We start from the raw sequence: 18,621 nt of genomic DNA, 5'->3' as shown, positions 1-18,621 counted from the left end.
ACCAATGGCGCCCATGCTATGGCTTTGAAAATCCCACAACAAACGATAGATTTAGTGAAATTCTGATTAGCTGGGCTTATCGATAATGTTAAAACACTGGCCTCCCCTGAACGCCCTGCGCGGCTTCGAAGCCGCCGCGCGCCTGGGCAGCTTCCACCAGGCGGCGCAAGAGCTGCACCTGACCCAATCGGCCATCAGCCAGCAGATCCGCAGCCTGGAAACCTTCCTCGAACAGCCGCTGTTCTACCGCAGCGGGCGCAGCGTGACCCTGACCGATGCCGGGCATGACCTGCGCAGCACCACTCAATCGCTGCTGCAACAACTGGCCGTGGGCATTCGCCGTCTGGAGCAGTACCGCAAGCCCAACCAGCTGGTGGTCAACACCAGCCCGGCCTTCGCTCGACACTGGCTGCTACCGCGACTGGGCGAATTCAACCGCCTGCACCCAGAAGTGGACCTGTGGCTGTTCACCAGTTTCGAGCCGCCGGACATGGCCACCCAGACCATCGACGTGACGATCCGCGACGACCTCAGCGCCCAGGCCGAATGCAGCTACCTGGAGCTCTACAGCGACCAGCTCTATCCGGCCTGCCACCCCTCCCTGCTGGAGCAGCCCCAGGCGCTGCGCACCACCTTGCACGGCGAACGGGAAATGGACTGGAGCCACTGGGTGGTGGAAGGCGGCACGGATGTTGGCCAGCGCAGCAACGGCCTGAACTTCTCCGACCCGGGATTGCTGCTGGACGCCGCCTGCGCTGGCCACGGCATCGCCCTGGTCAGCCAACTGCTGGCCCAGCAAGCCCGGGCCCAGGGCCAGTTGCAGCCGCTGTGCGAACAAAGCGTGCGCGGTCCGACCTGGGCCTGGCTGGTGCATCGCGACAGTGAAGGCAGCTCGCTGACCCGCAGCTTCTGCAGCTGGTTGCAAAACGCCCTGGAGCAGGCCGGGCAGGCCTGAAAAACCGCTTTGCATTCCTGGCGGTAACCCCTGCCCCGGCGCCGCCTTAAGCTGGCGCCGGTGCAATCCGCACTGCCTCCAAGGAATCGCGCGTGCCCCCGATCCACGACATCAACTGGTCATTGTGGTTGTCCACCATGCTGCCCATGGCCCTGAGCGCCGGTCCCGGCAACCTGATGGTGGCCAGTTCCGGCGCCCGCAGCGGCGTGCGCCGCTCCCTGCGCTTCATCCTCGGCCTGGACCTGACCTACTTCCTGCTGGCCCTGCTGGTGGGCCTCGGGCTCTACCACAGCCTGGCGCAGCAGCCGCAACTGCTGCGGGGCCTGCGGATCGCCGGCAGCCTGTACATCTTCTGGCTCGGCCTGCGCCTGTTGCTGCGGCCACTGCGCAAGCCCGGCGAGCCAGAACAGGCGCTGTTGTTCCGCGATGGCGTGGTGCTGCAACTGGGCAACGTGCAAGGACTGGTCATGCTGCTGGTGATGTTCTCCACCTTCAGCCCGGCCACCAGTGCCGGTAGCCTGGCGGTGGTGGCGCTGAGCGCCGCGCTGATCGCGGTGAACCTGTTCGGCCACCTGCTCTGGGCGGGCCTGGGCTCGAGCCTGCAACCGCTGCTACGCGCCAGGCCGGGCTTGCTCAAGGCGCAAAATGTACTGTTCGGCTTGCTGCTGATGGGGGTGGCGGCGTGGATCTTCCTGCGCAATGGCCTGGCCTGAGCCGACCGCCTCAGTGGTCTTGCAGGCCATGCTGGCGCAGTACCCGGTCGATGAACTGCACCACCTGCTCGACCCGCTCCTGGCCCTGGGTCGCCAGGTTGCGCAGCAGCCAGATATCGGCCCGATGCGCCGGGACATCCGGCAACACCCGGCACAGCCCCAGGGGTTCGGCGATATAGGCCGGCAAGGCGGCGATCCCCAAGCCGGCCTGTACCGCCTGGAGCTGCGCTTGCAGGTTGGCGGTGCTCATCCACAGCGGCTGGCCGCCACTGAGCCGGTCCAGCCAGCGGGCCAGGGGCATATGCTCCAGGGCCTGGTTCCAGCCGATCAAGCCATGCCGGGCCAAGTCTTCGGGCGCTTGCGGACACCCCTGGGCCTGGGCATATGCCGGGGAGCAGAACAGCGCCTGGGTCAGCGCGCCGACCTTGCGCAAGGTGAAGTTGCTACCGGCTTCCGGCCGGTGCAGGCGCAGCACCAGGTCACTGTGGCTCTGGGTGAGCTTGACCGAGCGCGCGGCATTGACGAAGTCGAAACGGATCTCTGGATGACCCGCACGAAACTCCGCCAGGGCCGGGATCAACAGGTGGCTGCCCATCAGCTCCGGGCAATCGATGCGCACCACCCCGGCCATGCGCGCACCGGGCCGGGCCAACTGGCGCTCCATCTGGCCAAAGCGTTCCTGGGCCTCGAGCGCCATGGGCAGCAAGTCGCGGCCGGCTTCGGTGAGGAAATAGCCCTGGGTGGTCTTCAGGAACAGCGGCGTGTGCAAGGCCTGCTCCAGCATCTGGATCTTGCGCGAGACCGTGGCCGCCGACACCTTCAGCGCCTGTCCGGCATCGGTGATGTTGCTGGCGTTGGCGACCGCAATGAAGAATCGCAGATCATCCCAATTCACGCTTACCTGCCTGTCCTTGCGAAATCAGGCCGGGATCTTATGCGAAAAATACTCTGGCGCGATCAGAGTTTTCTTCAGGCGCGGGCCTGGAGCTGTAGAGTGAAGGCGTCGCCCAACCCGAGGACAAGGACCGCCCCATGCTGGAACTGCACACCGAACGCCTGCACCTGCGCTCCCTCAACGCCAATGACTGGGAGCTGTTCCTGACCCTGCACAGCGACCCCGATAACCTGCGCTATGTCTGCGACCCGCTTTCCCGAGCGCAGATCGAGGAGCGTTTCACCTCGCGCCTGCCGCACTGGAATACGGATTCGACCCACTGGCTGTGCCTGCTGATCAACGACCGCCACAGCGGTGAGGGCGTGGGTTTCACCGGCCTGCGGATCAGCAACGACGACGCCTCCGAGGCCGAGGTCGGCTACTTGTTGCGTCCGCAGCATCAAGGCAAGGGACTGGCCGTGGAATCCCTGCGCGCCGTCATCGAGCACGCCCGGCACACCCTGGGCATCAAGCAGCTGATCGCCACGGTCACCGACGGTAATGCGCCGTCTTGCAAGGTCCTGGAGAAATGCGGCTTCGCCTTCCTACGCCGTGACGAACGGGCCTTCCAGCTGGGCGGCGAGGATTGCGACGATCTGATTTTCGGCTGTCGCCTGACGGCTTGATGCGGCGCCTTGTCGCGGGTTTTTCTTGACAGGAAAAATTCACCACGGCTATTGTCTGACAACCTGACTTCCTAGGTTTACCCATGCTAGAACTCCAGCGCCCCGACTCCCTGGTCGTACGGGTCGTCAACGCCATCCGCAACGAGATCGACTCCGGCCGACTGGCTCCCGAGTCGCGCCTGCCCACCGAACAGCAACTGGCTGAACAGCTCAATGTCAGTCGCTCGGTGGTGCGCGAGGCCATCGCCCAGCTCAAGGCCGATGGCGTGCTGATCGCCCGCCGCGGCCTGGGTTCGTACATCTCCAAGACCCCTGCCGGCACGGTGTTCCGCTTCCCCCAGAGCGAAGGACGCCTGGCGGACCTGGCGCAGATGTTCGAGATGCGCCTGTGGATCGAGACCCAGGCCGCGTCGATCGCCGCCCAGCGCCGGGACGCCGACGACCTGCAACGGATGCAGGCCGCGCTACAGGAAATGCACGACAAGCGCAGTGATTTCGAAGCTGCGGCCCTGGCCGACGTGGCGTTCCACCGGGCCATCGCCGAAGCCAGCAAGAACGATTACTTCGTGGCCTTCCATGACTTCCTGCGCAGCCAGCTGGCCAGTGCCCGCAAGACTGCCTGGGAAAACTCGGCGCTGCGCCTGGTGGGCGGTTCTGCCGACGCGGCCCAGGAGCACCAGGCGCTGTACCAGGCCATCGCCGCCGGTGACCGCCAGGCCGCCGCCGGCTGTGCCGATGCCCATTTGCGTGCCTCGGCCAAGCGCCTGGGCCTGGAGTTGCCTACCCTCGACTGACCCTATTGCGCCAGACCGCAGGCCGAGCTTGCGGTTTTTATCGGACTACTTAGTCTGACAACCTGATAACCAGACTGATACGGACACCTGGAACCATGATCTACGACTTTTGCATCATCGGCGGCGGCATCGTCGGACTGGCCACGGCGATGGAGATCCTCAAGCGCCAGCCCGGCGCTTCGCTGGTGGTCCTGGAAAAGGAAAGTGTGCTGGCCAAGCACCAGACCGGGCACAACAGCGGCGTGATCCACGCCGGGATCTACTACGCGCCGGGCAGTCTCAAGGCCGACCTGTGCAAGCGCGGCGCCGAGGCCACCAAGCAGTTCTGCACCGAGCATGGGATCAAGTTCGAGGTTTGCGGCAAGGTGCTGGTGGCCTCCAATGCCCTGGAAGTGCAGCGCATGGAAGCCTTGTACCAGCGTTCGCAGCTCAATGGCCTGAAGGTCGAGCGCCTGGATGCCGAGCAACTGCGCCAGCGCGAGCCGAACATCGTCGGCCTGGGCGGGCTGTTCCTCGACGCCACCGGCATCGTCGACTATCGCGAGGTATGCGACACCATGGCCCGGGTGATCCGCCGCGCCGGTGGCGAAATCTGCCTGGGCCAGACCGTCACCGCAATCCAGGAGCACGCCGACAGCGTCAGCGTCGGCACCCATGGCGGCAGCTGGCGGGCGAAGAAACTGGTGGCTTGCGCCGGCCTGCAGTCCGACCGCCTGGCGACCCTGGCCGGGGTGCGGATCGATCACCAGATCATCCCCTTTCGCGGTGAGTACTTCCGCCTGCCGGCGGCGAAGAACGACATCGTCAACCACCTGATCTACCCGATCCCCGATCCGGAGCTGCCGTTCCTCGGCGTGCACCTGACCCGCATGATCGACGGTAGCGTCACCGTCGGTCCCAACGCGGTGCTGGGCCTGGGCCGGGAAAACTACCGCAAGTTCTCCATCAACTGGCGCGATGTCGCGCAGTACGCCAGCTTCCCCGGGTTCTGGAAAACCATCTGGCAGAACCTCGGCTCCGGTACCACCGAGATGAAGAACTCGCTGTTCAAGTCCGGCTACCTGGAACAGTGCCGCAAATATTGCCCGTCCCTGGAAGTCAGCGACCTGTTGCCCTACGAAGCGGGTATCCGCGCCCAGGCGGTGATGCGCGATGGCAGCCTGGTCCACGATTTCCTGTTCGCCGAAACCTCGCGCATGTTGCATGTGTGCAACGCGCCCTCGCCCGCCGCCACCTCGGCGATTCCCATTGGCTCGATGATCGCCGACCGGATCTTCCAGGCCGGCTGAAACACCCTGGCACTCGCTTGCCCGGCGCCTTGACGACGCCGGCAGGATCGCGTGCTCGCGTCACCCGACAATAAATACAATGATCCAAGAGGATGCACCCGATGACCGCAGTTGAAACCAGCATTACTGCAGCGGAAACCCCACAGCAAACCAGGAAACGCCTGCGCAAGGTCGCGGCGGCCACCATCTTCGGCTCGATGCTGGAGTGGTACGACTTCTACCTCTACGCCACCATGGCGGCGATCGTCTTCTCGAAGATCTTCTTCGATACCAGCAACCCCAACAGCGCCATGCTGATGTCGTTCTCCACCTTCGCCATCGGCTTTATCGCCCGCCCCTTCGGCGGCGTGCTGTTCGGCTACCTGGGCGACAAGTTCGGGCGCAAGCAGGTGCTGGTGCTGACCTTCTGCCTGATGGGCGTATGCACCGCGCTGATCGGCCTGATTCCCAGCTACGCCTCGATCGGCATCTGGGCGCCGATCATCCTGGTGGCCATCCGGATCATCCAGGGCCTGGGTGCCGGTGCCGAACTGTCCGGCGCGGCGGTCACCTCCTACGAGCATGCCAGCGAAGGCAAGCGCGGCAGCCAGGGCGCCTGGCCGGCACTGGGGCTGAACCTGGGCCTGCTGCTGTCGTCGCTGACCATCTACCTGCTGACCATCAACGGCAACGAATTCCTCTTGGCCGGCGGCTGGCGCATTCCTTTCGTGTGCAGCATCGTGCTGGTGGGCGTCGGCCTGTGGGTGCGCAAGAGCATTCCGGAAACCCCGGAGTTCAAGGAACTGGACCAGCAGAGCCGCAAGGCCAAGGCCTCGCCGCTCAAGGCACTGTTCAAGAACGACCTTAAGGGCCTGGCGGTGGTGTTCTTCGTGGCCATCGGCTACAACGCCCTGAGCTACATCTTCAAGACCTTCTCCCTGGCCTACCTGACCCAGTACAAGCATGTCGACGTGCACGTGACCTCGCTGTCGGTGACCATCGCCAGCCTGGTGGCCATCGTCGCCGTGCCGTTCTTCGGCTGGCTGTGCGACAAGTGGAGCAGCAAGACCGTCCTGGTGCTCGGCGGCCTGTTCTCGGTGCTGTTCGCCTACCCGTTCCTGGCCCTGCTCAATACCGGCGACAGCCTGATGATCTACCTCGCCATCGGGGTCGGCACCGGCATCCTGGCACCGATGATGTTCGCGCCCCAGGGCTCGTTCCTCAGCCGCCAGTTCCCCACCGCGACCCGCTCCTCGGGCTTCGGCACCGGGCGCGAGATCGGCACCGCCATCGCCGGTGGCCTGGCCCCGCTGGGCGCACTGTCGCTGGTGACCGCCTCGGCCACCCACTCCACCGATGGCGTGGTGATCATCCTCGCCATTGCCGCGGTGCTGGTGGTGGTGTTTGCCCTGTGCGACCAGGGCCGCAAGCACTCGGCCTTCAAGAACTGAGCGATGCAAGACTGCGGCAGGCGCCAAGCGACCTGCCGCAGCCTGTTAAGCTGGCGCTGGTTTTTTCTCGCAGGCCATCCCATGCAAATGCCCAGTACGTTCGGCGTCGATGCCGAAGGCTTGATCAAGTTGCCTCCCGAGCCGCCCCTGCAACCTGGGTTCGGTGCCTTGCTCGATGAGCTGTGCCACAGCCTGGGCCAGCCAACGCTGCACAGCCTCTACCTGTACGGCAGCGTGGCCCGGGGCGAGGCCCGGGTTGGAATCTCCGACCTGGACCTGACCCTCATCCTGCGACAGCCACCTGCCCCGGGCCTGCTCGATGAGCTGGAACAACTGCGCCTGCAACTACAGGCGCGACACCCCGAGGTGTCGAAGATCGATTTCGATATCGGCCATCTGGAGCAAGTCCTGGCCAGCGAGAATCGCCCCAGCTGGGGTTATTGGCTCAAGCATCATTGTCGCTGCCTGCTGGGCGAGGACCTGCGCCAGCGCTTCGCCCCGTTCAAGCCCAGCCGGGAAATAGCCCTGGCGGTGAACGGCGATTTTCTTGCGGTGCTGAACGACTACGCCACGCGCATCGACCACGCGCCAACACCTGGGCAGACCCTGCGCCTGCAACGCGAGGCCTCGCGCAAGCTCCTTCGCGCGACCAACCTGCTGCGCCCGGAGCAGGAACCGAGCTGGCCCCGCAGCCTGGATGAGCATGCCCAGCTGTTTGTGCGGCGCTACCCGCAAATGAAGGCGGTCATCGATGAGTTCCGCCAAGCCGCCGAAGCGACAAGTCCCGCCGATGCCGGTTTCAGCAACCGCTTGCGGCAGATGGCGCAGTGGATGAGCCAGCAAGAAAGTGGCGGACAGGTTCGATGAAGTAAAAGCCCTGCTCTGATAACTGCCGAGGGTCAGACCTGCAGTACCTCGACTCCCTGCTGTCGATAGCCTTCGAGCTCCGCGCTCGCCACTTCCCGCTCTGTAACCAGCCGGTGCAGACGGTTGCAGGGCGCCACGACAAAAGGCTCCATGGCCCCGAGCTTGTCGGCGGTAGTCACGGCAATGACTTGCGCGGCGCTGTCGAACATCGCCTGCTTGATCGGCACTTCATCGAAATGCAGGGAGCTGATGCCGATCTCCGGATGGATCGCGCAGACCCCGGTGAACAGCAGGTCGGCCTTGATCCCCTGGAGCATCCGCAGCGCTTCATGGCCGCTGGCGGCCAAGGTCGCCGGGTTGAGCTGGCCGCCAGCCAGGATCACTTGGACCCTGGGGTATTCGGCCAGGGCCACGGCGATCAGCGGCGAGGCGGTGACCGCAGTCAGGCCGATATCCCGGGGCAGCGAGCGGGCGATGTGCAAAGTGGTGGAGCCGGAGTCGAACAACACCGTCTGCCCCTCCTGCACCCACTGTGCGGCGAACTGCGCCAGGCGCATTTTCACCGCGTCGGTCTCGCCTACCCGGGTGAAGTAATCCTTGCCACTGTCCTTGGGCCGGGGCAGCGCGCCACCGTGGACCCGCTGCACCAGGCCAGCGGCATCCAGCTCCGCCAGGTCACGGCGGATGGTGTCCTCGGAGACCGAGAAATGCCGGCTCAGCTCGGCGGCCATGACCTTGCCGTCGCGCTCCAGCAGCAGGAGGATCTTTTGCCGGCGCAGGGACGGCAGTTCAGCGGTGGAATGCAGGTTTTGCATGTTGATGCACGATTCTGCGTGTTTATGCGAGATTATCCAGGCAAGAGCAGCGGCACAAGCCCCTGGCCCCAGTACCACCCGAAGGCCCTGCGGGCCTTGGCGCAGCCTCGCGGTGGCTCGACAGCGGCTACAGGAGCCATGCGTGAGGCTTCGTGTAGCCGCTGCCGCAGGGCGCGCAGCGACCGCAAGATCTGCCGGAGCAGGGTCAGACCAGGCGCGGTGCCCGCGAGCGATGCAAGGCCGCTTCGCCGAGGCGCTCGCGCACCAGGGCTTGGGCCTGGCGGGTCAATTGGTCGAGGTGGCGGTCACGCTTCTTCTCCGCCTCGATCATCGCCTTGCGCCCATGCTGCGCCAGCAGATAGGTATGGATCTGCCGCACCTCCACCGAGTTGTAGATCGGCGCCACATCCAGCACTGCCAGCAAGCCATCGCTGCCATGCTCGCGGGTATTCATCAGCACCTGCGGGCCACGGGCGCCCAGCAGTTGGAACCCCAGGGCCTCGAACCACTGGAGCTTGGCCGGGCTGCAGGCCAGCTCGGCATGGGGATAGCGTGCGCGCATCGCCGCCAGCATTTGCCGGGCAATGCCCTGGCGGCGCAGGTCCTGGCGGACCGCCATGTAGGCCACGGCGCAAGCCTCGGGGTCGTCCTTGAGCGGCAGGTAGAGCAAGAAGCCCTGCACCTGCTCCGGGTCCAGCGGGTCGCCGGCCACCAGCAGCTCCACGGCAAGATCCCGGGAGCCGTCCATGGCCTGCAGGTACAGGTGCACCTCGTAGCCGACGCCATACTGGTAGAGGTTGTACAGCGGATTGCTGGGAGCGATGGCGACCGCGCTGATGTCGGTGATGTAGTCCACCACCATCTGCTGGATCTGGCTCTGGATGGCTTCGGCGGGCGGGGCCTGGAACAGGGTGATGCTGGACATCTGGGTGGTGACTCCGAGGGTTGGGGCATGTCCGCCGGGAGCGGGCGCGCCATGATACCCCTTCATGCAGGCGCAGGGGCGCAGCGCCGCATGGCAAGGCAAGATTGGGAGGGCTTGGGGAGTTTGCTGGTCCGATTGCGGCGGCGACACGCCACCGCAATCGGACCAGCCAGCCGATGCCAAGGGCATCGGCGATGTCCCGCCCGGCGAACGCGGGCGGGAGCGGGGCTTACAGCGCCATGTCGGCCGCTGGGTTGCTCTCAGGCTTGGCCATGCTGGCCGGCGCTTGAGGAGCCGCACCCTTGACAGGTGGCGGTGTGGTCAGCTGCAGCACTTCGGCGGTGTAGGCCCACTCTTTGGCCACACGCTCAGGGCTGTCGTTCAGGGCAGTGCCGTAGCTCGGTACGATCTGCTTCAGCTTCTCTTGCCAGGCTGGAGTGGCCACCTGGTCCTTGAAGACTTTCTGCAGCACGCTGAGCATGATCGGCGCGGCGGTCGAAGCGCCCGGGGACGCGCCCAGCAGGCCGGCGATGCTGCCGTCCTGGGAAGCGACGATCTCGGTGCCCAGTTTCAGCACGCCGCCCTTCTCTTCGTCACGCTTGATGATCTGCACACGCTGGCCGGCCTGCCACAGGCGCCAGTCTTCCTGCTTGGCGTTGGGGAAGTATTCCTTGAGCGCCGCGAAACGGTCGTCATCCGACAGCATCAGCTGGCCGGCCAGGTATTCCACCAGCGGGTACTGCTCGATGCCCACCTTGGTCATCGGCCAGATGTTGTGGGTGGTGGTGCTGGTCAGCAGGTCGAAGTACGAACCTTCCTTGAGGAACTTGGTGGAGAAGGTAGCGAACGGGCCAAACAGGATCACGCGCTTGCCATCCAGCACGCGGGTGTCCAGGTGCGGAACGGACATCGGTGGCGCGCCCACCGAAGCCTTGCCGTAGGCCTTGGCCAGGTGCTGCTCGGCAACGCTGGCGTTGTCGGTCACCAGGAACGAGCCACCCACCGGGAAACCGGCGTATTCGTTGGCCTCGGGGATACCCGATTTCTGCAGCAGGTGCAGGGCACCGCCACCAGCGCCGATGAACACGAACTTGGCGTCGGTCTCGGTTTTCGAACCGTCCTTGAGGTTCTTGTAGGTCACGCGCCACGAGCCATCTTGGTTGCGCTCGATTTCTTCTACTTCGCTGGACAGCTTCAGGGCGAAGTTGGGCTGGGCCTGCAAGTGGGCGACGAACTGGCGGGTGATCTCGCCGAAGTTGACGTCAGTGCCGATCGGGCTCCAGGTCGCAGCGATCTTCTGCGCCGGGTCACGCCCTTCCATCATCAGTGGAACCCACTTCTTGATCTGCTCGGCGTCTTCGGAGTACTGCATGCCGCTGAACAGCGGGCTGGCTTGCAGGGCTTCGTAGCGAGCCTTGAGGAACTTGATGTTGTCATCGCCCCAGACGAAGCTCATGTGCGGCGTGGAGTTGATGAACGAACGCGGGTTCTTCAGGACGCCGCTCTTGACCTGCCACGACCAGAACTGGCGGGAGATCTGGAACGCTTCGTTGATCTCGATGGCCTTGGCGATCTCGATCTTGCCGTCCTTGCCTTCAGGGGTGTAGTTCAGCTCGGCCAGGGCCGAGTGACCGGTACCGGCGTTGTTCCAGCCGTTGGAGCTTTCCTCGGCCACGCCATCCAGGCGCTCGACCATCTCCATGGACCAGTCCGGCTGCAGCTCGTTGAGCCAGACCCCGAGGGTCGAACTCATGATGCCGCCGCCGATCAGCAGCACATCCACTTTCTTCGGCTCAGCCGCATGGGCGGTCGTCAGACCTATCGACATCGCCAGCCCGATGAGGGCCGTGTTCACTTTCTTCAACATTCTGTAGTACCTACGATAGAACGCCATCCGCCGCCCGATCCTCGATCCTGTGAATCCCGGAGGGTGCGAAACAGGCATTTCGCAGGTCCCGGATGAACGCATTCATGAGAACTGGGGGGTGGGCACACAAGGCCGACGAAACGCGCTCGACCTCAGTTGTATATCGCTCCGGTGCTGACTTCTTGTCGTTTTTGGCTCAGCTACATGAGTGACACTTGTTACTCGGGGCTCGTCACGGGACGCAGCCGACAGGCAGCCACCCTGCTCCTTTCCATATTCCGCTGGCGCCGAATCGACGGGCAACGGCGGTACCCGCCTTCGCGGGAACCAGCAGGGAAAAAGGGTCGGATTCCACCAAGGAAGGTGGATGGACACTGCCTGACATTACGCTCGGCGGGTTTGCCAGAGACACCCGCACGCTTGCAAAGGACCCGATCAGGCCATTTGAAGCAAAGCACAGGGGGCATATTTTTGCACAAACGATGAACCGATTCAGCGCAAGAATATCATTACGGCATCAGCCTGTCTTGGCTGCGGCACCCTTGGCAAACCCCGAGGCACTACGACATCCGCCGCAATCAATGCGTCACAAGGACGCTGGCGCAAATCCTTCCCCGGCGCCGCCGCAGACCTTGGCCTGTGGCACCACCACGGGCATCATGGCCGACCGCGATACCCGCCAGACCATCGTCAAGGACAAGAAGAACAACCATGCACGCGACTTCCCTGCAAGACACCACCGCGCCCGAGGGCGCCTGCTTCGGCTGCGGCAGCAGCAACCACCACGGCCTGCACATCAAGAGCCACTGGCACGAGGACGGTATCCACGTGATCGCCGAACACCTGCCGGAGGCCAAGTACTGCGGCTGGCCGGACCTGGTGTATGGCGGGCTGATCGCCATGCTGGTGGACTGCCACTCCAACTGGACCGCCATGGCCTACCACTACCGCAACGAACAGCGGGCCCCGGGCAGCCTGCCGCGCATCGACTGCGTGACCGGCAACCTGGGGATCAAGTTCATCAAGCCGACCCCCATGGGCGTGCCCCTGACCCTGCGCGCCCGGGTCGAAGGTGAGGTGGCACGCAAGAGCCGGGTGGTGTGCGAGGTGTATGCCGGCGACGTGCTCACGGCCATCGGCGATTCGCTGTTCGTGCGGGTCGATACCCAGCAGCTGGCCGACGCGGCCCACGGCCGTGAAAGCTGAGAAACAGCCGGGGCGGCCTTGCCGACGAGTGCGCCGCCCCCTTACCAAGACAAGGAAATACTCCCGAACATGGATATCCAGGAAATCCAGCGCCAGTTGGCCAAACCGGCGCTGAAGTTCACCGCCGGCGGTTTTCGCCCCAGCCATAGCGATGAAGAGAGTTGGCTGGGCCGAGTCTTCCTGTTTCGCGAAGACGAAGAGCTGCCAATCAACAGCGCGGGAGAAATCCTGCTGCCCTTCGCCCAGTTCCACCTGCCCTCCCTGCCCTTTCGCAGCCCGCATTTGCAAGGAGTCAAGGTACTCTCGGTGTTCATCGCCAACCCCTTTCCCGATGAGCTCGAACCCATGGGCGAGCGCTGGCTGGTACGCGAATACCGTGACGAGGACGTATTGGTGCGCAAGGAACTGACGGCCGAGAAGGCCTTTCTCAAGCCCTTCCCGCTCAAGGCCGAGGTGGTGCCCGCCGACTACCCGCTGTGGGACGGTGGCGGCGTGCCCCGGGACCTGGAGCTGGAAATCCTCGAACTGGAACGTTCCGGCCGCATCGAGTGCTACTACGACCTGACCACCCACTGCTACGAACACAAGCTTGGGGGCTACCCATCGTTCTGCCAGTCGGGGATCGACCCGGGCGAAGGCTTCGAGTTCGTGATGCAGATCTCCTCCGACCCCAAGATCAATCTCAACGTGGTGGACAGTGGCAGCCTGATGTTCTGGAAGCACCGGGACAGCGGCGAATGGGCGCTGTACTACGACTTCTACTGAGGCGCTCTGGCTGACGTCGATTTCATCCGCCAATGGGTGAAAAGCCCTGGCGGCGAGTGCATCATGGGCGCGTCCGATTCCTGGGAGACCTTCATGTCCATGCGCTCATTGCTGTTGCCCGTCGCCACCCTGTCCCTGGCCCTGCTGGGCCCGGCCGGGGCCATGGCCGACGACCAGGCGCAGCTGATCGAGTCGATCAACGCCTACCGCAGCCAGCCGCAACGCTGCGCCAACCAGGCCTCGTCCGAACTGCCGCCGCTGGCCAGCGACCCGCGCTTGATCCTGCCGGTGGACAACGTCGGCGACCTGCAGCAAGCCCTGGCACGGGCGGCGTACCCCATGGTCAACGTCCAGGCCATCAGCCTCTCCGGCCCGCGTGATGCCCAGGCGGCGATGCAGGCGATCCGCGAGAGTTTCTGCCAGGTGGTGCTGGACCCGCAGTTCGTCGATATCGCGGTCAATCGCCAGGCCGCCCAGTGGCGCATCGTCCTCGCCCGCCCATTGCTCTCGGCGCGCCTGGGCGACTGGCAGGCCGAGGGCCAGCAATTGCTGGCGCAGATCAACAACGCCCGCAGCCAGGCACGGCAATGCGGCGGCCAGAGTTTTGCCGCCACCGCGCCCCTGGCCTGGAACGCCACCCTGGGCAGCACCGCCCAGGAACACAGCCGGGCCATGGCCAATCAGAACTACTTCGACCACAAGGACCACGATGGCCGCACCCCAGGCGACCGTGCGGAACTGGCAGGTTACGCCGGCCAGCAAGTGGGCGAGAACATCGCCGCCGGCCAGGACAGCGTGCGCAAGGTGCTGGACGGCTGGCTGGCCAGCCCCGGGCACTGCGCCAACCTGATGAACCCCGGCTACCAGGAACTGGGCGCGGCCTACGCGGTGGACCCGAAAAGCGATGCAGGCATCTACTGGACCGCGATGTTCGGCGCGCCTTGAGCGTGCATGCCCCCCTGAACGAAAACGCCCCGACAAGTCGGGGCGTTTGCATTGCAGCCAGGATAACGTCACTGATTGACCGCCATCTGCCCGGCATCCTCCTGGGTCACCAGGGCCTTGAGCGAGACGTCGAATTGTTTCAGGGCATCGAGTTGCAAATCGGTCTGCTGGTTGATCTGGGCAGCGATTTCCGGGGCCGCCTTGCCCCGCACCCAGACTGAAGGCAAGTCCTTGGCCCGAACCCCTTCGGCCTGGCCGATGTACTGCAGGTTGGAGTCGTAGAACTTGGCGATGAAGCGCGCCTCCACTCGATTGTTGCGCTTGGTCACCAGCTGGTTGTAGGTGTCGAGCATCACCACCACATCGGGATGGGCCTGGACCACGGCATCGAGGTTGTCGTAGACGGTCACCGCCGCAAAGTGCTTGTTCAGCGACGCCATCAGCCAGTTGATCGCCAATTTCGGATCGGAGCTGTCGACGAAGGCCTGGCTGATACGAGGATCGAGACCGGCGTTCTTCGCGCCGTTGAGCGCCACCGAATGGTAGTGCTCGAGGTACTCGAGGGTATTGAGGGTGTTTTCGCTGTACAGCACGCCGACCGACCGGGCCCGCTGCAGGTTGGCGCCGCTGTCGGCCATGGGCAGGAAATGGCAGGCCATGTCATCGCCAGCCAGAGCCATCGCTGGAGTACCGGTTCCCGAGAGCAAGACGACGACAAGGGCCAACAAAGTCGAGATTCTCATCGGGTATTTCCTTCTGCAGCAAAAACGGTGTAAGCGCTATCTTCCTCCTTTGCAGGAAAAACGGAACCTCCACTTTTTGATGATAACTATCGATCACGGCAATGATGTAGAGCGGCAGAACCGCCCGCTGCCGTTCATCTTGAGCAGTGCACAAGCCAGCAAGCGGAGCCTTCATGGACCCATCCCCCCTGCAAACCCTGCGCGAAACCATCAGGCAGCAGCCGATCAGCCCGGCCCCGGCGCCCTGGGTACTGGTCACCCGGCGCGCCGCCGGCAGCCTGCTGGAAGTCGGCTTCGATCGTGATCGGGAACTGTTGCTGGTGACTTCCAGTGCCGGACGCAGTGTCATCGACTGCGAGACTGGCGAGAAGATCGCCCGGGACTATACCGAGGAAGTCGAAAGCGATCGCTACCTCGAGACCGAGGGCATCGGTCCCCTGGCGGGTCGGCGCATCGCCATGTCCGGAATCAATGGTGGCAGCCTGCCCTTGGGCAGCAACGATGGTTGGGCGGTGCACAATGTGTCCCTGGCGTGGCCCGAACAACACTTGTTGCTGGTCGAGCCGGGTTCATGGCTCTACGGCGCCCAGCACAACCGCCCGGCGACCTTCCACAAGCTGGCCATCGAGCATGAGTGCCGGGCCTTTGGCTTTTCCTACAGCGGCCGGAGCCTGGTGATCGCCTCGTCCTGTGACCTGGTGGTCTACCACCGACCGCTCTAGCCGGACCTTGCGATGCGTGTCGCAGAGAATTTACCGGCAGTTTTTCCTGTAGAATCCAGCCCTCTTTCCCCGACGAGTCCAAGCCATGGATGCCCACTCGATACTCGCCTATACCCTGGTCGCCGCCATTGCCATCGCCAGTCCTGGCCCGGCCACCCTGGTAGCGCTGCACAACAGCGTGACCTACGGCGCCAAGTCCACCCTGTGGTCATCCCTGGGCAATATCAGTGGCCTGTTCTGCATGTCTGCGGCAGCCATGCTGGGCCTGGGGGCGCTGATCGCCAGTTCCGAATGGGTATTCAACGCCGTGAAGATCCTCGGCGCCGGTTACCTGTTCTACCTCGGTGCCAAGCAGTTGCTGAGCAAGAGCCCGTTGCTCAGCGCCAGCAGCCCGGATGACCAGGGCGTCAGCGCCCCGCCACGGTTCAAACTGTTCAAGTCGGCGTTCCTGACCGCCGCCACCAACCCCAAGGCGACCATCTTCTTCACCGCGCTGTTCCCGCAGTTCATCGACCAGCATGCCGCCCTGCTGCCGCAATTCTTCATCCTGACCCTGATCTTCATGGCGCTGTCGCTGACGTCGCTGAGCATCTACGCCCTGCTGGCCTCCCGGGCCAAAGGCGTGCTGACCCGTCCGGCATTGTCCAAATGGGTCAACCGGGTGGTGGGCTCCACGTTCATCTTCTTCGGCAGCACCATCCTGGCCATGCGCCGGCAAGGGGTGTAGCCAGCGCGCCGACGACAGGCCAGCCCCTTCAACCCTGCTTTTTGCGCAGGGCCTTGAGGCGGGCGCTGGCCCGTTGCACGGCGGCCATCTTCTCTGGGCGCTTCATGCGTTTCCACTTGCGGATATCGTCCTTGGTGCGCCCGCAGCTCACGCACAAGTCGCCGCTGAGCTGGCACAGAGCAATACAGGGGTTGTCGATTTCCTTGGCCATCTCAGCCCCGCCCCGGTCGCAGGCGCGCCAGGCGCCGGGTCCAATCACCACCACTGATCCGCTGGCACTGTTCTTCGCTGTCGAAGAACACATGGCCTGCCACCGGTTCAAGGGTGACGCCGGCATCCGCCAGCGCCTGGGCCGTGAGTTCGATCATCCACGGCCCCTCTCCTGCCGCCAGGGCTCGCTCCTTGTCGGCCTGGGCAGCGAACACCCAAACCACCACCAGGCTGGCGGGAAACACCGCGTAGTCCACTTCGTGGGTCAACCAGGAAAAACCTTCGAGGCGGATCTTGGCCGCTTCGCAGGCTTCGGTGAGGGTAGTGGCCAGCAAGCGCTCCATGGCGGCTTGCTGGCGTTTGGTCAGTGGCATGGCGCAGTCTTGGATCCGTGGCGAAAAAGGCCGCACACAATACCGCAAGTCACCAGGCCAGGACGCGGTTTGCGCAAGTCAGATCTTGCTGCCCAAGGCGGTGGACAGCTGCGGATCATGCCCGTAGATGTCCGGTGCGTACAGCAACTGCCCATGGCTGTCGGCCTGCACCGTCCAGTAGGTGAGCAGGATCGGTACCGGCTTGGCCAGGCGGAACTCGTGGGTCAAGCCGGTGGCCAGCAAATCGTTGGTGCGCAGGCGCTCCGCCGGGCTGAGCAGCCAGTCGCGCAGCTGCAACGCCTGCTCCACCCGCACGCAGCCCGAGCTGAAGGCCCGCGGCCCCTTGCTGAACAACGCCTGGCTCGGCGTGTCGTGCAGGTATACCGAGAACGGGTTGGGAAAACGGATGGCGATGCGCCCCAGGGGATTACGCGGCCCGGCGCCCTGGCGCAGGAGGATGTTGCCCGGACGATCCCAGTCGATGTCCTCGGCGGCCAGGGGTTGGCCATTGGCGTCCAGCACCTGCAGGTTCTGGCGATTGAGGAAACCCTGGTCACGGCGGATCTGCGGCAGCTTGTCTTCCTTGAGAATGGTCGGCGGCACGGTCCAGGTCGGGTTCAGGGTCAGGCGCGTGACCTGGGACTTGAGCAACGGAGTCTGGCGCTCGGCGCGACCGACCTGGGTGCGGGTCTGCCAGACCAGCGCATCGTGCTGGTAAAAACTCAACTGCGCCGCAGCGACGTTGACCAACACGATGTTCGGCTCGAAGTCCCGGGCCAGCCAACGCAGGCGTTCGAGGTTGATGCGCAACTGCTCGCGACGCAGGGCCGGGCTGACGTTCATCTCCTTCAGGGTGCCAGCCCCCACCACGCCGTCGGACTGCAACGAGTGGCTGAGCTGGAAACTCTTCACCGCGCTCACCAGATCGTCGCTGTAGATGTTGTCGGCATTGACCTTGGGGCTGGCCAGGAAACCGCCGTGGTACAGGCGCAGGGCCAGGTCCGGAACGCGCTTGTCCTCCATGTGCGGGCGCAACAGCGGGCCGCCAGCCACGTCCTGCCAATGGGGCAAGGGCTGTTGCCGCTCATGGGCATAGGCCCGGCGCAGGTTGCGGTACTGCTCGAGGTTGGGCCGTGCCCGCTCGAATACCGCACCGAGGTCATCCAGCCCCGGCCCGGCAATGGCCAGCAACACGCCCTGGCGATCGTCCGGCAACGGCTGGGCCCGCCACAATGGCTCGAAGCGGGTCTGCGACAGGCGCCCGTAATGCAGGTCCTGCAGGGCTTGCAGGTACTGGTGGCTGATATCGATGTCACGGCACAGGCCATCGCCCCCCGCGCTCGCTGGCGGCAGGCGATAGCGCCCAGGGTCCAGGCCGTCATCGACCAAGCCCGCCAATTGCGCCTGCAGTTGTTCCAGGCGGTCCCCGGTCGACCACACCGGTTGCTCGCCCTGCTCGCGATAGAACGCCTGCAACAGTTGCTGCGTCGGCAGGTCCAGGCGCGGGGCCAGTGCCGGGCAGGCCAGGGCCGGCTGGGCCAGCGCCCCCGACAGGGGGCTCGCCGGCACCTGGGGCAAGTCCTCGGCCAGCGCGACCAATGGCGCAGCGAGCAGCCACAAGCTCAAGTAACATGCGTGTTTTTTGAACAACTGCTTTACTCCAATCCATTGCCCTCAGGCTGAGGGCCAAGCGTTACGGCAGATGCACAGAACA

Annotated in this window: 20 protein-coding genes; 12 read left to right on the top strand and 8 right to left on the bottom strand. The window is 64.5% G+C overall.

The genetic code is table 11. From position 1 onward, the window contains the following. Window positions 1-85 precede the first annotated feature (85 nt). Entirely contained in the window at window positions 86-955 is an 870-nt protein-coding gene (locus tag C4K40_RS11985; RefSeq protein ID WP_053136262.1) for a LysR substrate-binding domain-containing protein, read from the top strand. Between the two features lie 92 nt (window positions 956-1,047). After that, a complete protein-coding gene (locus tag C4K40_RS11980; protein WP_022643781.1) occupies window positions 1,048-1,668 on the top strand; it encodes a LysE family translocator in 621 nt (206 codons plus the stop codon). Window positions 1,669-1,678: 10 nt separating this feature from the next. On the opposite strand, the gene C4K40_RS11975 is transcribed toward C4K40_RS11980, so the two are convergent. After that, window positions 1,679-2,563 carry a LysR family transcriptional regulator gene (locus tag C4K40_RS11975; protein WP_053136265.1) on the bottom strand — a complete coding sequence of 295 codons (885 nt, stop codon included), beginning with the start codon at window positions 2,561-2,563 and terminating at the stop codon, window positions 1,679-1,681. 137 nt (window positions 2,564-2,700) lie between these two features. Here C4K40_RS11975 and C4K40_RS11970 point away from each other — a divergent pair, with 137 nt between their 5' ends. From C4K40_RS11970 to C4K40_RS11950, 5 genes are all read left to right on the top strand, one after another. Beyond that, window positions 2,701-3,228 carry a GNAT family N-acetyltransferase gene (locus C4K40_RS11970; protein ID WP_053136267.1) on the top strand — a complete coding sequence of 176 codons (528 nt, stop codon included), beginning with the start codon at window positions 2,701-2,703 and terminating at the stop codon, window positions 3,226-3,228. An 83-nt stretch (window positions 3,229-3,311) separates the two neighbouring features. Continuing rightward, window positions 3,312-4,022 carry a FadR/GntR family transcriptional regulator gene (locus C4K40_RS11965; protein ID WP_053136270.1) on the top strand — a complete coding sequence of 237 codons (711 nt, stop codon included), beginning with the start codon at window positions 3,312-3,314 and terminating at the stop codon, window positions 4,020-4,022. A 95-nt stretch (window positions 4,023-4,117) separates the two neighbouring features. Then, window positions 4,118-5,311, top strand: a complete 1,194-nt coding sequence (lhgO, locus tag C4K40_RS11960) for an L-2-hydroxyglutarate oxidase (protein ID WP_022643777.1) — start codon at window positions 4,118-4,120, stop codon at window positions 5,309-5,311. Between the two features lie 101 nt (window positions 5,312-5,412). Further along, window positions 5,413-6,741 (top strand): MFS transporter, encoded by a 1,329-nt coding sequence (locus C4K40_RS11955; RefSeq protein WP_053136273.1) that lies wholly within the window; start codon window positions 5,413-5,415, stop codon window positions 6,739-6,741. An 81-nt stretch (window positions 6,742-6,822) separates the two neighbouring features. Next, window positions 6,823-7,608, top strand: a complete 786-nt coding sequence (locus tag C4K40_RS11950) for a nucleotidyltransferase family protein (RefSeq protein WP_053136472.1) — start codon at window positions 6,823-6,825, stop codon at window positions 7,606-7,608. Between the two features lie 32 nt (window positions 7,609-7,640). Here C4K40_RS11950 and C4K40_RS11945 read toward each other — a convergent pair whose 3' ends face one another. From C4K40_RS11945 to mqo, 3 genes are all read right to left on the bottom strand, one after another. After that, complete coding sequence (locus tag C4K40_RS11945) at window positions 7,641-8,423, bottom strand: DeoR/GlpR family DNA-binding transcription regulator (protein ID WP_053136275.1); 783 nt, start codon at window positions 8,421-8,423, stop codon at window positions 7,641-7,643. A 205-nt stretch (window positions 8,424-8,628) separates the two neighbouring features. Next, window positions 8,629-9,348: a GNAT family N-acetyltransferase gene (locus tag C4K40_RS11940; RefSeq protein ID WP_053136278.1), complete on the bottom strand. Its 720-nt coding sequence runs from the start codon at window positions 9,346-9,348 to the stop codon at window positions 8,629-8,631. 229 nt (window positions 9,349-9,577) lie between these two features. Then, entirely contained in the window at window positions 9,578-11,215 is a 1,638-nt protein-coding gene (gene mqo / locus C4K40_RS11935) for a malate dehydrogenase (quinone) (RefSeq protein ID WP_022643772.1), read from the bottom strand. Window positions 11,216-11,926: 711 nt separating this feature from the next. On the opposite strand from mqo, the gene C4K40_RS11930 reads away from it, so the two are divergent. From C4K40_RS11930 to C4K40_RS11920, 3 genes are all read left to right on the top strand, one after another. Then, the gene (locus tag C4K40_RS11930; protein WP_053136281.1) at window positions 11,927-12,421 is read left to right on the top strand and encodes a PaaI family thioesterase; all 495 of its coding nucleotides are present in this window, start codon (window positions 11,927-11,929) and stop codon (window positions 12,419-12,421) included. 69 nt (window positions 12,422-12,490) lie between these two features. After that, window positions 12,491-13,186, top strand: a complete 696-nt coding sequence (locus tag C4K40_RS11925) for a DUF1963 domain-containing protein (RefSeq protein WP_053136284.1) — start codon at window positions 12,491-12,493, stop codon at window positions 13,184-13,186. 93 nt (window positions 13,187-13,279) lie between these two features. Continuing rightward, window positions 13,280-14,131, top strand: a complete 852-nt coding sequence (locus C4K40_RS11920; protein ID WP_031321509.1) for a CAP domain-containing protein — start codon at window positions 13,280-13,282, stop codon at window positions 14,129-14,131. 68 nt (window positions 14,132-14,199) lie between these two features. Here C4K40_RS11920 and C4K40_RS11915 read toward each other — a convergent pair whose 3' ends face one another. Then, window positions 14,200-14,874, bottom strand: a complete 675-nt coding sequence (locus C4K40_RS11915) for a hypothetical protein (protein WP_031321508.1) — start codon at window positions 14,872-14,874, stop codon at window positions 14,200-14,202. Window positions 14,875-15,047: 173 nt separating this feature from the next. On the opposite strand from C4K40_RS11915, the gene C4K40_RS11910 reads away from it, so the two are divergent. Continuing rightward, window positions 15,048-15,596 carry a hypothetical protein gene (locus tag C4K40_RS11910; protein ID WP_053136287.1) on the top strand — a complete coding sequence of 183 codons (549 nt, stop codon included), beginning with the start codon at window positions 15,048-15,050 and terminating at the stop codon, window positions 15,594-15,596. Window positions 15,597-15,681: 85 nt separating this feature from the next. Continuing rightward, window positions 15,682-16,323 carry a LysE family translocator gene (locus C4K40_RS11905; RefSeq protein WP_022643766.1) on the top strand — a complete coding sequence of 214 codons (642 nt, stop codon included), beginning with the start codon at window positions 15,682-15,684 and terminating at the stop codon, window positions 16,321-16,323. A 28-nt stretch (window positions 16,324-16,351) separates the two neighbouring features. On the opposite strand, the gene C4K40_RS11900 is transcribed toward C4K40_RS11905, so the two are convergent. The 3 genes from C4K40_RS11900 to C4K40_RS11890 form a co-directional block, all read right to left on the bottom strand. Continuing rightward, window positions 16,352-16,534, bottom strand: coding sequence for a DUF1289 domain-containing protein (locus C4K40_RS11900; RefSeq protein ID WP_022643765.1), 183 nt, complete (start codon window positions 16,532-16,534; stop codon window positions 16,352-16,354). Between the two features lies 1 nt (window position 16,535). After that, complete coding sequence (locus tag C4K40_RS11895; RefSeq protein ID WP_022643764.1) at window positions 16,536-16,907, bottom strand: hypothetical protein; 372 nt, start codon at window positions 16,905-16,907, stop codon at window positions 16,536-16,538. A 78-nt stretch (window positions 16,908-16,985) separates the two neighbouring features. Then, window positions 16,986-18,557, bottom strand: a complete 1,572-nt coding sequence (locus C4K40_RS11890; protein ID WP_053136290.1) for a murein L,D-transpeptidase — start codon at window positions 18,555-18,557, stop codon at window positions 16,986-16,988. Window positions 18,558-18,621 lie beyond the last annotated feature (64 nt).

The organism is Pseudomonas sp. CMR5c (genome assembly GCF_003850545.1).
GTDB lineage: Bacteria > Pseudomonadota > Gammaproteobacteria > Pseudomonadales > Pseudomonadaceae > Aquipseudomonas > Aquipseudomonas piscis.
The sequence above is the reverse complement of the archived record's forward strand: the minus strand, read 5'-3'. Positions and strand labels throughout refer to the sequence as shown.